The 13,243-nt window shown below is 62.2% G+C and carries 11 protein-coding genes; 4 read left to right on the top strand and 7 right to left on the bottom strand.

Annotation, left to right across the window (positions count from 1 at the left end):
• Positions 1 to 15: 15 nt before the first annotated feature.
• Entirely contained in the window at positions 16 to 1,173 is a 1,158-nt protein-coding gene (locus tag BWP39_RS23050; RefSeq protein ID WP_096724413.1) for an epoxide hydrolase family protein, read from the bottom strand.
• Positions 1,174 to 1,211: 38 nt separating this feature from the next.
• On the bottom strand, positions 1,212 to 1,520 hold the full coding sequence (locus BWP39_RS23045) for a superinfection immunity protein (protein ID WP_096724411.1): 309 nt from the start codon (positions 1,518 to 1,520) through the stop codon (positions 1,212 to 1,214).
• Between the two features lie 218 nt (positions 1,521 to 1,738).
• Here BWP39_RS23045 and BWP39_RS23040 point away from each other — a divergent pair, with 218 nt between their 5' ends.
• From BWP39_RS23040 to BWP39_RS23030, 3 genes are all read left to right on the top strand, one after another.
• Positions 1,739 to 3,202 carry a M20 family metallopeptidase gene (locus BWP39_RS23040; protein WP_096724409.1) on the top strand — a complete coding sequence of 488 codons (1,464 nt, stop codon included), beginning with the start codon at positions 1,739 to 1,741 and terminating at the stop codon, positions 3,200 to 3,202.
• A 184-nt stretch (positions 3,203 to 3,386) separates the two neighbouring features.
• Positions 3,387 to 4,538 (top strand): malate/lactate/ureidoglycolate dehydrogenase, encoded by a 1,152-nt coding sequence (locus BWP39_RS23035; RefSeq protein ID WP_096724407.1) that lies wholly within the window; start codon positions 3,387 to 3,389, stop codon positions 4,536 to 4,538.
• A 131-nt stretch (positions 4,539 to 4,669) separates the two neighbouring features.
• Positions 4,670 to 5,347 (top strand): hypothetical protein, encoded by a 678-nt coding sequence (locus BWP39_RS23030; RefSeq protein WP_096724405.1) that lies wholly within the window; start codon positions 4,670 to 4,672, stop codon positions 5,345 to 5,347.
• Positions 5,348 to 5,375: 28 nt separating this feature from the next.
• Here BWP39_RS23030 and BWP39_RS23025 read toward each other — a convergent pair whose 3' ends face one another.
• From BWP39_RS23025 to BWP39_RS23005, 5 genes are all read right to left on the bottom strand, one after another.
• Entirely contained in the window at positions 5,376 to 7,571 is a 2,196-nt protein-coding gene (locus tag BWP39_RS23025) for a winged helix-turn-helix domain-containing protein (protein WP_096724403.1), read from the bottom strand.
• Positions 7,572 to 7,921: 350 nt separating this feature from the next.
• Complete coding sequence (locus BWP39_RS23020; protein WP_096726111.1) at positions 7,922 to 8,533, bottom strand: ankyrin repeat domain-containing protein; 612 nt, start codon at positions 8,531 to 8,533, stop codon at positions 7,922 to 7,924.
• A 126-nt stretch (positions 8,534 to 8,659) separates the two neighbouring features.
• Entirely contained in the window at positions 8,660 to 10,192 is a 1,533-nt protein-coding gene (locus BWP39_RS23015; protein ID WP_096724401.1) for a catalase, read from the bottom strand.
• A gap of 299 nt (positions 10,193 to 10,491) precedes the next feature.
• Positions 10,492 to 10,881 (bottom strand): HrpB1 family type III secretion system apparatus protein, encoded by a 390-nt coding sequence (locus BWP39_RS23010; protein ID WP_096724399.1) that lies wholly within the window; start codon positions 10,879 to 10,881, stop codon positions 10,492 to 10,494.
• Positions 10,882 to 10,889: 8 nt separating this feature from the next.
• Complete coding sequence (locus tag BWP39_RS23005; protein ID WP_096724397.1) at positions 10,890 to 11,213, bottom strand: hypothetical protein; 324 nt, start codon at positions 11,211 to 11,213, stop codon at positions 10,890 to 10,892.
• A gap of 320 nt (positions 11,214 to 11,533) precedes the next feature.
• Between BWP39_RS23005 and BWP39_RS23000 the strand changes: the two genes are divergently transcribed.
• Entirely contained in the window at positions 11,534 to 12,661 is a 1,128-nt protein-coding gene (locus BWP39_RS23000) for a hypothetical protein (protein WP_133116917.1), read from the top strand.
• Positions 12,662 to 13,243: the final 582 nt, after the last annotated feature.

Below are 13,243 nucleotides of genomic sequence, written 5' to 3'. Positions count from 1 at the left end.
TGGCAACGCACGGCGTCACCGCTGACGCAGCGGCCTGAAGAACCGCCGGATCTCTTCCGCGAGCAGCGCGGGCTGCTCGAGCGCCGCGAAGTGACCGCCGCGTGGCATGTCGGCCCACTGCGCGATATCGAATACGCGGCCGACCCACGATTGCGGCGGCCGGCTGATCTCCCTCGGAAAACGCGCGAAGCCGAGCGGCGGCTTCACGCGCTCGCCGGCGGCGAAGCGCATCGGCTGCAGACGGTTTTCCCAATAGAAGCGCATCGACGAACTGATCGTCTGCGTGTGCCAGTAGAGCGACAGGTTGGTCAGCAGTTCGTCCTTCGAGAACACGCGCTCGACGTCGCCATCGCAGTCGCTCCACGAACGGAATTTCTCGACGATCCAGGCAGCGAGACCAGCCGGCGAATCGTTGAGCGCATACGCCGCGGTCTGCGGCTTCGTGGCGTGCAGATGCGAGTAACCGGCTTCGAGTGCGGCCCATGCGTTCTTCGCGTCGAGGAACGCGCGTTCGTCATCGGTGAGCGGCGGCGCGGGCGAATCGAGCGATGGTTCGTACGACCCCGGCAGGTAGTTCAGATGAACCCCGTCAACCTGCTGCGGATGCCGACGCGCAAGTTCCGCCGACACAAACGCGCCGAAGTCGCCACCCTGTGCGCCGAAGTGCGCATAGCCGAGGCAGCGCATCAGTTCAGCCCACATGTCGGCGGTCTGCGCGGCTGCCGTGCCCGGCTCCGCGGGTCGCTCCGAAAAACCGAAACCCGGTAGTGACGGCACGACGACGTCGAAGGCATCGGCGGGGTCTCCACCCGTCGACGCGGGATCGCACAACAGGTCGATCAGCGGCAGGAACTCGATGAACGATCCGGGCCAGCCATGCGTGAGGATGAGCGGATAGGGCTGCGGACCATTCCCGCGCCGGTGCACATAGTGAATGCGCAGCCCGTTGATGCGCGCGGTGAACTGCGGCTGCTGGTTCAGCCTGCGTTCGGCGGCGCGCCAGTCGAAGGTCGTTGCCCAGTAGTGCACCAGTTCGCGCAGCCATGTCGCGTCGGTGCCGAGCGCCCACGCATCACCGGTGTATTGATCGGGCCAGCGCGTGTGACGCAGGCGTTGGGCGAGTGCATCGAGTTCGGAATCGGGAATCGAAATCTGGAACGGCGTGGCTTGCATCGGTGGGTCTCCGCAGTCGCGTATGTGTTCATCGGCGTTTATTTCGGCGGCCGTGAGCGCGACACCCGCGTCTGCACATGATCGAGCAACGACTTGGAAAACGCGCGCATTCTCACGACGCGCCGGGTCTTCACAATATCGCCCGCCAGATTGACCGGCGGATTCGGCTGCCACGCCCAGTAGAGCGCGAGCAGCCAGCCTAGCACGGTCCATCCGACACAGGCGTTGAAGAGCGCAATGGTCAGCACGTCGTGGCGCTGGCGCCGGTCGGCGAGGATCGACGGCAGGAAGTACAGCGCGAGCGCGCAGATTGCCAGCACGATCTGAACGATGAGGTTACTGCCCATGAACGCGCTCCGGCGGAATCTACGATTGCACGATTGTCGCGCGATTGCGGCGCGATTGTCGAATCGCTGTCGGTGGGTTTCGTTCGGCTTTCACGGTGTGAGGCGCGTGCTGTAGCGACGTTCGATGCGATACGTGAGCGGTGCGCCAGGCAGCGTGGTATTTAACGCCGCCATCAACGGGACTATCATGTTCGTTTTGAACGCTCCGGACCGCCCCCATGATTTCCGACGACACCACCCAGCAGAACCGCCAGGTCGATCACGATGCGCTGCGCGCATTCGTCGACCGTAAATGGAACGACGAGATCGTGCCGGCGCTGACCGACTACATCGCCGTGCCCGCCAAGAGTCCCGCTTTCGATCCCGACTGGGTGCGCAACGGTTTTATCGAGCGCGTCGTCACCGATGCGGCTACGTGGGCCGAACAGCAACCGGTGCGCGGACTGAAGCTCGAAATCGTGCGCCTGCCGGGCCGCACGCCGGTGATCTTCTTCGAAACGCCGGCCACGCGTTCGGGCAGCACCGACACGATCGTGCTGTACGGCCACCTCGACAAGCAGCCGGAGTTTTCCGGCTGGCGTAACGACCTCGGCCCGTGGACGCCGAAGTTCGAAGACGGCAAGCTCTACGGTCGCGGCGGTGCCGACGATGGTTACGCGATCTACGCGAGCCTGACCGCTCTCGCGGCGCTCGACGCGCAAGGCATCGAGCGGCCGCGCTGCGTCGGGTTGATCGAAACCTGCGAGGAATCGGGCAGCTACGATCTGCTGCCGTATGTCGATGCGCTGCGCGAGCGGCTCGGCAAGGTCGGGCTTGTGGTGTGTCTCGATTCCGGTGCGGGCAATTACGACCAGTTGTGGCTGACCACCTCGCTGCGCGGTCTCGTTGCCGGCGATCTCGAAGTCGAGGTGCTCGACGAAGGTATCCATTCGGGCGGCTACGGCGGTATTGCACCATCGAGCTTCCGCATCATGCGACAACTGTTCGAGCGTCTCGAAGATGCATCGAACGGCAACCTGCTGCCGAAAGATTTCCACTGTGCGATCCCGCCGCAGCGTCTGCGCGAAGCCGAGGCGACCGCGCAGATTCTTGGCGACAGCGTGTGGAAGAGCGTGCCGTGGGCGTGCGGCCAGGACGGCCGGCCCGTGCTACCCACCACGACCGATCCGCAAGAGGCGCTGATCAATTCCACGTGGCGTCCGTCGCTGTCGGTGACCGGTGCAGCGGGTCTGCCCGCATTGGCCGATGCGGGCAATGTGCTGCGTCCGCGCACCGCGTTCAAACTGTCGCTGCGGCTGCCGCCGCTCGTCGACGCCGCAAAGGCGGTCGCCGAACTGAAAGCGCTGCTCGAATTCGATCCGCCGTACAACGCGAAAGTCACGTTCAAGGCCGACGCCGGTGCGGCGACCGGCTGGAGCGCGCCAGACGTTGCGCCGTGGCTCGCAACCGCGCTCAACGATGCATCGCGCGAGCATTACGGCGCGGACGTCGCATACATGGGCCAGGGCGGCACGATTCCGTTGATGAACGTGCTCAAGGAAGGCTTCCCGCAATCGCAGTTCATGGTGTGTGGTGTGCTCGGTCCGAAGTCGAACGCGCATGGGCCGAACGAATTCCTGCATGTGCCGTACGGCAGGAAGCTGACCGCTGCCGTTGCCGAAGTGATTGCCGCGGCGCAGTGATGACCGCCGGATCCTGCCGACCCGGCGTCATGTTCGTCATGTCCCTCATGTTCAGTTAGTCAGGTCAATCCGGCGCCGCGGTGCAATGCCCCGCGCCGGATGCGTCGATGTCCCGGTGGCAGGGCGACGTTCACCGCACCGTTTCTTCTGCTGGTTTCTTCCTCTATTCGCTCGACTGCGCCGAATGAACCCAACCCACGACACCCGCACTACCTCTGCCATTCCTCCCGCTCCTCCCGCTCCTCCCGCTCCTCCCGCTCCCGCCGTACGCATCCCTGTCGATCGACTGCATGCAATCGTGCGCGCGATCTGGGAGCAGGCTGGCAGCGCACCGCGCGAAGCGGAACTGGTTGCGGACCATCTGCTGGCCGCGAACCTGAGCGGCCACGATTCACACGGCGTCGGCATGATTCCGCGCTACGTCGAGTCGTTGCACGGAGGGAAACTGCAACTGAACCTGCACGCCCAGGTTGTGCGCGATGCGGGGGCGGTGCTGACGATCGATGGCGTGAAGGGCTTTGGCCAGGTCGTGGCCTACGAGGCGATGGAGCGCGGTATCGAACGCGCACAGAAACTCGGCGTATGCGCAGTCGCGCTGCGCGGCGCGCATCACATCGGCCGCATCGGACACTGGGCCGAGCAGTGCGCGCGGGCGGGGCTCGCGTCGTTTCACTTCGTCAACGTCGCGGGCGATCCGCTCGTCGCGCCGTTCGGTGGTGCCGACAGGCGTATCGGCACGAATCCGTTTTGCGCGGCGTTCCCGCGTGCCGGGCGGCCACCGCTCGTCCTCGACTTCGCGACCAGCACGGTCGCCTACGGCAAGGCGCGCGTTGCGTACAACATGGGCAAGCAGGTGCCTGCCGGTGCGTTGATCGACCATCAGGGACACGCAACACGCGAACCGAAAGTGATGCTCGAGGCGCCGTTCGGATCGCTCACGCCGTTTGGCGGCCACAAGGGTTTCGGCCTCGCGGCGATGTGCGAGATCTTCGCTGGTGCGCTGAGCGGCGGTTACACCACGCATGCCGATACGGTCGACCACAGTCGCGCAATTATCAACTGCATGATGTCGGTAATCATCGATCCCACGGCATTTGATGCGCCGAACGCCGAGGCCGAAGCGGATGCGTTTATCGAGTGGGTGAAGGCATCGCCGCTGGCCGACGGCGTCGAGCGGATTCTCGCGCCGGGCGAACCGGAACGTGCGACGCGTGCAGAACGCGAAGCGCATGGTGTGCCCGTCGATCCGGCGACGTGGCAGCAGATCTGTGCGGCAGCCGCGGCGGTGGGTGTGCCGGCGCAGCAGGTGGAGACGTGGTCGCGTGAGCTGCATTGAGGTTCGCCAAACCGTGCCGAACTTCGCACGCGCGATGCTGCAAGGGGGATAAACAACTAGTCTTGAAAGGTAGCTGAAATGGCTACATGCGAGATGAACATTTCATTGAACCCTTTCAGCGAGAAAACACCATGAACGCACAAGTGAGCGTCAATCTGCCAGGCAACGTCGACTTCGGCGTGGTACAAAACGGCACGCAGGGTACACCGCAGGGTGGCAACCAGGGCGTGCAACAAGTACTGCTGAAGCTACTTGGAGAAATCGAACAGATGCTGCAGCAATCGATGGGCGGTAGTTCCAGTCCGGGTGGCAACGCACCAACCAACTTCGGCGGTAGTTCCAGCCCAGGCGGCAACGCACCCACCAATTTCAATGGCGGTACGAATGGAGCGAATGGGGCGAACGGAGTGAATGGCACGAATGGGACGAATGGGGCGGATGCCGCTACGCAGGCGTTCGGCAGTTCTGCCCAGATGTCGCCGCAATTCAAGTCTGCATTCAATCAATGGGCCGCCAAGGATCCGGGCGCTGCACAGCAATTTGCCAGCGCGGTGCAGGCTGGCAATGCCGGTTCCGACGAGATGAAAAATGTCGAGGGCTTCCTGGAAACCGGGGTCAAGAATGGCGAGATCAGTGGCCCACAGGCCGAGGCGCTCGCATCGGGTGGCCCGGCTGCAAGCTGGGGCCACAATACGTTGGGACGAGATGTCGCATCCAACGTTGCGACGGGTACCACTGGCGCGTATGGGAACACCATGCAAAGCGTATTCGGCGCTCAGGCATCGGGATTGATGGACCACGCGAAATGATCGTGCGACGCGTGAGCGGGATGACCGCTTACGCGTCGCGACGAGCTCGACGTGACTCTTCAGGCCCGCTCGCCTGGGCAGTCTGATCATCGCGTGTCGGCTCGCCGGTCGCGGGCCCGCTTTCTCCCGCCTTCGCGAGCGACGCGATCAGGCCGGTCAGCGCGTGCTGCCGGTAGGCGCTATCCGCACATGCATTGGCGAGATCGTAGGCTTCTTGCCACGCTGCGGAAATCTCGTCGAGCGGTGCATGCGCGAGCGGCAAGGCGCGTGCAAGCGTAATACGCAAACGCATTTCGTCGCGCATCCGGCGCGTTGCACTCGTATCGACGCGCGCGAGCGCCGCACGAATCGCACGCAGATATTCCTGTGCAAGCGTGAGCGTGCGCCACAACGGTTCCGAGCCGTCGAGCAGCGCAATCGCGATCTCGAAGCGGTCGTTGCTCACGGCCCAATCGAGTGCCGCGCGTAGATCGCCGAGGTCGTTGCGATCGACTGCGTCGCCAGGCACGCGCGCGCGTCGCGAACTGCTCGCCGCGAGCCGCGGTACGAGCGTCTGCGCATGCGCCGCAGCCGCACATTCCAGTTCGCCGTGCTGCCACAGAATATTGCGTGCGAGTTGACGCACCGGGCCGCGCAGACAGAACGTCGTTTCGCCATCGCCTTCAATGCGCTCGATGAGCCCTGCATCGAGCAGCGTATCGATCTGCGTGTCAGGCGCCGAATCGCTCGACGTTTCGCTCGACGTTTCGCTCACAACACCACGCTGCCCCGCGGTCTGCAACGCAGCGAATTCCACGAGCACCCGTGCCGCCGAAGCGCGAGTGAACTCGCCCGGAAAAATGCCGAGGCGTCTGAACTGCGTGCGCGTCGCGTCATCGAGTGCCGTCATCTGCAGATCGAGCACGGCGGCGAGCGGTGTCGAGCGCAGCAGCAACAGGTTGGCGCCAGCCGTGCGCTGCGTCATCAGGCGATCGAGATCGCGCGCAAACGAGTGCATCGCGGGATCGAGCGGCGTGTGGGCCGGAATGCGCCGGGCGATCGCTGCGGCGGCGAGTTCCAGCGCGAGCGGTACACCGTCGAGCCGGCGCGCGATCAACGCGGCGGCGGCAAGCGTGTCCGGTGCGAGGCGACCCGCATCGAACATGGCGAGCGGGTCCGCATCGGCCCTGCCACGCGATGACGACGTACGGCCCGACATGTCGGGTATCACAGCAGGTAGAACTGCCGAGAGCGCAGCAGGCAGCGCCGTCAGCAACACGGTCAGCCGCGCGAACAGCAGCCGCAGTGCGTCGAACTCCGGCGCTTCGCTTGCATTGAGCCGTGTGTGCCTCGGTATGCGCAGCGGTCCGAGCGGCACGACATGTTCGCCATCGATGGAGAGCGGCGCGTTCGCCGTCGCGATCACGCGCAGATTCGGCGCTACCTCGACGAGCGTACTGAGCAGATAGCCAGCCGGTTTGCGCAGCGCCTCGCAGCAATCGACGATCAGCAGCAGGCGCCGGTCGCTGATCGCCGACAGCAGACGTTCGTGGGTTGTCGCGCCGATTTCGTCCGGCACGCGCAATGCCATCGCGAGCGTATCGGCGAGGCTATCGGCCTGCAGTTGCGGCGTGAACGCGACGGCGACCATGCCGTCGGGCACGTGCGCCGCAAGCCGCCGCGCGACTTCGTATGCGAGACGGCGCTTGCCGAGACCGGGTTCGCCGGCGAGTGTCACGACACGCGCCAGCGACACCAACCCAAGCAGCTCCGACAGTTCCGCATGACGACCGATAAACGGTGTAGTGCGAACGGGCATGCGCAGCAAGAGTGGAGGCGGGGACAGTTTCGGCGTGGTCACACTGACATGCGTACTCGCATTCGCACCAGGACTCGTGCGAATTGCGGAGTCAGCGTGATCGAGAAATTGCGGCGTACCGGCGAAACGATATCCATAACCGGGCACGGTGACGATCAGATCGCGGTCTGCACCCAGCGCCCGGCGCAGCGCCGACACTTGGGCCTGCACAGTGTTCGTATCGACCGCACCGCGCGACCATGCGCGTTGCGCGAGTTCGGGCAGTGGAACCGATCGCCCCTTTGCTTCGACGAGCGCGAGCAGCAGTTCGAGCGCACGGCCGCTCATATCGACAGGCGCTTCGTCAGCGACGAGGCGCACAGGGTTCTGCAATAGCCGGTAGCGGCCGAACGCGATTACCGGCCCTGTCGGTCGCGGTAACGACATCGAGGGTCTCCAGCCTGGTGTGGACGGGCCGGGGTGACGGCCCTCGCGGCGCGCGACAGGTGCGCCAACGCCGCGTTGCGACGAATGTGAGTGAAGCCGGCGGACCGGTTTCCAGAGAATAAGTAGCCGCAAGCTTATTGCCTCGCGGCCGGATGAGCAAGGAGGGTGTCCTCAGTCGGGACGATGATGTGCCAAAACGAATTTCAGGCCGAATTTCAGGCGATATGTCGATGCGTTTGCAGGGTCGTGTGCGCGGACATTGTGGGCCGCGCGATCGCGTACAACGCATCGTTTGCTGCGCCGCAACTGCTGCAGATGCAGAATGGTTTTTTTTAACCTGATTGTCGTAATCAGTGGCTGGCGCCGACTTTTCTCAATGCGTTAGCGGCCGCGCGATTGCCTTGCGCCTCGGCCATCTGTAGTGCGGTACCACCGTGTGCATCGGTGTGATCTGGATTCGCACCGCGCGATACCAGTTCGGGCAGCAGCGTCAGACGTCCGAACAGTGCTGCAAACGATAGGGCGGTCTCGCCTGCGTTGTTGGTCTGATCGATATCGCAATGCGTTGCCATCAGGCGCTGGGCGATTGGCTGTTCGCCTTTGAAGAGTGCGCCCATCAGCGCGGTGTTGCCGTGCTTGTCGCCGAGACACGGGTTCGCGCCGGCCTGAATCAGGAAGTCGAGCGCGGCCGGCTGGGCGTCGTATGCGGAGAGGATCAACGCGGTATAGCCGGCGTCGGTCGTGCTGTCGATCGGATAGCCCGCGTCGAGCAACGCCTTAAGAATATCGATCCTGCCGAGGCGTGCCGCAGCGAACCATTGTTCGTCGTACTGGTGAAGATTCGCTATCGGCGTGCCTTGCGGTGGCGCGACGAGTTCCGGTGTCGAGCGGCAACCGGCCGCGAAGGCGATACACGCGACAGCGCAGGCCGCCGCGAGCTTGAGTCGGGTGTGGGGTTGCATGGCAACGCTCTCTTGCAAAATGCCGCGGGCCGGCGCCTGACGCCCGATCAATCGAACGGCGCCGGCCCGCTGGGATAACAACTCAACCACTCAACAACGGTTACGACGATCGCAGGAAACGGTGCGTCAGTCGCTCAGCTTCGCAGCCTGCGCCGCGACACGCGAAACATCGGCGTGCGTAGCGGCCGCCAGGCGTGTCCCATAGTCCACATCCGCCTTGTAGAAGTACGAGAGCATCGTGTACTTGTTGGTCTCGTTCGTCACATGGTTCAGATCGGTGGAGAGCGCCGTGACCAGGTCGCCCTTGTCTTGCGCGGACAGCGACCGGTAGTACTCGCCGGCCTGACGGAAATTCAGCGTCTTGTGGATCGCCTGCTGTTGCGTCGTGCCGGCAAGCGGCGTTTGCACGTACTTGTACTGCGGATCTTGCGCGAGTTCGGCGATGCCGGACGGCTCGTAGTTCACATCGCCTTTGCGGTCACCGAAGTTCATCAGACCGTCCTGATTGTTGTTCGTGACCGTGGCGAGCGGACGGTTGATCGGCAGTTCGTTGTAGTTCGTGCCGATCCGGTAGATCTGCGTGTCCGCATACGAAAAGAGCCGCCCCTGCAGCATGCGGTCTTCCGACGGCTCGATGCCCGGCACCATGCGCGATGGCGCGAATGCCGATTCCTCGGTGGTCTGGAAGTAGTTGTCCGGCACGCGGTTCAGCGTCAGCGTGCCGATCTTGCGCTCGGGTACCGTCGACCAGATCTTCGTATCGTCGAGCGCGTCATAGTCGAACTGCGCGAGTTCGTCGGGCTTCAGCACCTGGATCGTCAAATCCCATTTCGGATAATCGCCGTTTTTCAATGCCGTATACAGATCGTTCGACATCAGATTCCAGTCTTTTCCAATGGATGTCGGAATGTCCTGAGGCCGGATTCCGTGAATGCCCTGGACGCTTTTCCAGTGGAATTTCACGTAATGGACTTCGCCTTTTGCATTCACGAACTTGAACGCATGAACGCCAAAACCATCCATGTGCCGGTACGAATCGGGCATGCCCTGAACGGTGTACAGATGGGTGAGCATGCTGGTCGCTTCGGGCGTATGCGCGAAGAAATCGAATGCAAGGTTCGCGTCCTGGACACCGGTGACGGCGCTCGGTTTGTTCGCGTGAACGAAGTCAGGGAACTTGATTGCATCGCGAATGAAGAAGATCGGCCAGTTGATACCAACCAGATCCCAGTTGCCTTGCTGCGTATAGAACTTGGTCGCGAAACCACGCGGATCGCGTGCCTGCTCCGGTGATCCGCGATAGCCCATCACCGTGGAAAAGCGCACGAAAACAGGCGTGTGCGCACCGGGCGTGAACACTTGCGCCTTCGTCAGATCGGAGATGTCGGTGTCGGCGACGAACTCGCCGAAGGCGCCGGTGCCGCGCGCGTGTACGACACGTTCGGGGATGCGTTCGCGATCGAAGCGTTGCAGCTTTTCGATCAGTTGCGAGTCTTGCAGCACAACCGGACCAGCGGGTCCGGCGGTCTGTGAATTCTGGTTGTCGCCAACGGGCGAGCCATTGTCACGTGTGAGGTTGGCTGCGAACGAAGTCGATGTGAATGCAACGATGAGTGCTGCCGGAAGATACCTGAGTGGGTGCCTGGCTGATGTAGCCATGATCGTCTCCTGCTGATTGTGGGGGGCGGCGGATGACCCAGCAGATCCTATTGAACGCAATGCCCACTTACCAATCGGATTTAGACATTGTCGGGATAGCGACTTTTAATCGGCGGTAACGGATAAGGCGGGCAATGACACCGTGCATTCAGGTGGCATATTGGAGAAAGGGAAGCAGAGAATTTTTTATTTATTTTGCGGCGCGTCATCGATTGCGATGAGCGATTGAGGTATGAAGGCGTGAGGCAGGCTAATCGCGTATCGCGGCGCTCCGGATAGTGCGACTAGCCGCCTGTGGTTCAGCGGTAAAACGGGTGAATGTCATCAGCTTCGGAGCGGTCGAGCAGATTGCGCATGGCGCTGCGTATGTTCGGATCGGAGTGATCCACACACGATTCCGCATAGCCATACCAGCTCGGGTCGTTCATCTGCCGCAGACACAGTGCTTTCAGTTCTGCGCACTGATCGTCTGGCAATCCGTTGACGAGTTGCCATGCCTCGGTAGCGAGCCCACGCTGAATCGCGATCATCACCGGAAAAACCAGCTTGTTGCGCGTCTCCGGATAGGCCTCGTTCAGCTCCTGAAGGAGCGCTTCCGCTTCGTCGAGCCGGTTTTCGATGATGGAGTCGGCGACAACCTGGCCCATCGAAGCCGCATCGGTTGCGCGGTGTGTTTCGGCGATATCCATGTCGTCGCTCAGCCGTTTGCGCTGTTGCCGTCGTGACCCTTGAGCTCGTCCACCCCGCCTTTCAGAAGGTTGAGCCCTGCACTGGACGCGAGCGCTTCGGGTGTCAGCGACAGGCCGCTCGTCACGGTTCCAAAGGCGCCTTTGCCGACATTGACCGCGCCGTCTTTCATCTCTTTGGGGTTCAGCGTCAACGCACCTTTTGCGAGATCGCCGACACCCGACGCAACTTTTTTGACACCGTTGAAAACACCGCCGATATCTTTACCGATCTCGCCGACCGTGCTCGAAACGGCGTGTTCAAGGGCCCCACCAATTTTTCCTAAGATGCTCATTTCGTGTTCCTCTTGATCGAGGTGAGAAGTCATTTCCCGAAGAAGGTGCGGGAAGCGTGAGTGGGAACCTGCCAATCGTCGATCCCGTATTCAATGTAGTGGCAATGCACCGGCAAGGTTCATTACATTGCGAAAGCAGACGCCGAAATGCGAAGCACCGCATCGGGTAGCCGATTCATCGCAATGTTCGAGTCTTCGCGCAGCGCGTCGTGGTTTCGCGTCGAGTCGTATGCGCGAACATTTCCCACCGTACATTTGAACGTACCAGGTGTGTCGTGCAGACCGGACACCTCGATACTTACAGACGGATGGGAGTGATCATGACAGGCCTGAGCATTCAGAATAACTACGCGCTCAACCCGCTCGATTCGGTGACGGGCGGCAGTTCGAATGGCGGTCTGAGCACGCAGCAGATCGAGCAGATCATCGAAGAGCTGCTCGCGGCGTGTCAGAGTCTGCTGTCCGCATCGGACAGCAATGACATTTCACCCGCGCAGGGTACAGGGTCCAGCAGCGCTCCGTCGAACTTCAATACGTCCCCGGCTAACTCGATCGATCCAGCATCGGGCAACGGTTCGACCGGCGGTCTCAGCATGCAGCAGATCGAGCAGATCATTCAGGAGCTGATCGCGGCGTTTCAGAATATCTTGCCGGGGTCGGACGATGGCAGCATGTCGTCGCCACAGGGTGTTGGTGGAGGAGGTGGTGGATCGCCGTCCAACTTCAATACCAATCCGCAGTCCGCGCAGTCCGCGCCTGGTGGTGCGCCTGGTGGTGCTCCATCAGGCTCCAGCAACCCGCCGCCGCCGTCGAATCCTCCAGGCGGGTCGCCCAGTGGAGCTCCGTCCGGCTCCAGCAACCCGCCGCCGCCCGCGTCGAATCCGCCAGGCGGATCGCCCAGCTCCGCACCGGGGCTGACGAACAATGCCGGCGGTGTTGCGCAGGCCGGCGCGGTGAACGGCGTCAGTTCGGCATCGACGCAAACGATGAACACCGGCACCGGCAACGACAAGACCTTCAACGTAACCAACAACACGAACCGCACCGAGTCGTTCACCTACTCCGTGCAGGGTGCGAACAAGGCGACGATGACGCTCGCACCCGGTCAGACCGGAACCTTCACCGCGGGCTCGGGCGATATCGGCGTGCGCATTTCGCCGTCGGACGCGAACGGCAATACGCATCCGGACGAAGTGCTCTACGAGGACGGCGGTGCCGGAAACGGACAGGCAGCGGGCGCCGGGAATCCCGACATCAGCAAGGTCGATGGCAACAAGGATTTTGCCGGCAACGCGGAGAACATGACGGTGACGTTGTCCGATGGCCGCACGGCGGGCGACGGCGATGCGATCCATGCCTACCAGTATCCGACCGACGACGCGGCCTCGATGGGACTCGCAGGGGATACCAGCAAGACGGTGAACGTCGTGATGTCCGACGCGACGTAAAGGTACGTGGCTGTATGTCCTTACCTGCGGTTACTTCTGCTTTTTTATTCGATTTACCGGCGTGGATGGAGCGCGGATTTCGGCAGCAATTGTGTCGTCGCAAGCAGTCCTCCGGCCGTGCATCGACGTGAGAAGTGAGACCCTGGCGACGCGGACCTGGTCTCAAACTATGGGTTCAGCATATTTTTATGACTAATATTCGTGTGGCTCGCTCGTAAACCATTAATATTTTTATTAAAGAATCTTACTGACTTGTCGTAAACTCGGCGAAGATGCCAATCTGGCCTCTGGTTTTAGCTTTCAAAGTGTCAGCAAGCGGGGATCTTTGACGCAGGGCATGCATTTGCGAACCTGATGTCTGGGTGGTGAGTGTGTTGCCGAAGCGTCGACGTCTGGCGGCGTGGCATCGAATGAAGCCGGACGGGGCGTGGAAATTCATCAATATTCATTCCGCATAGCGGCTTCCTTGCGGAATGAAACCGGCGCAGTTCCGCACGACGGGGCGCGTCAAGAACATACATGAGAGAGCGCATGGCGATTGGGCGGCCAGGGAGACCTGTGTTCGCAGAACTCGCACGACGA

This window comes from Paraburkholderia acidicola, assembly GCF_002362315.1.
Taxonomy (GTDB): Bacteria; Pseudomonadota; Gammaproteobacteria; order Burkholderiales; family Burkholderiaceae; genus Paraburkholderia; species Paraburkholderia acidicola.
This window is presented reverse-complemented; position numbering and strand designations above follow the sequence as displayed.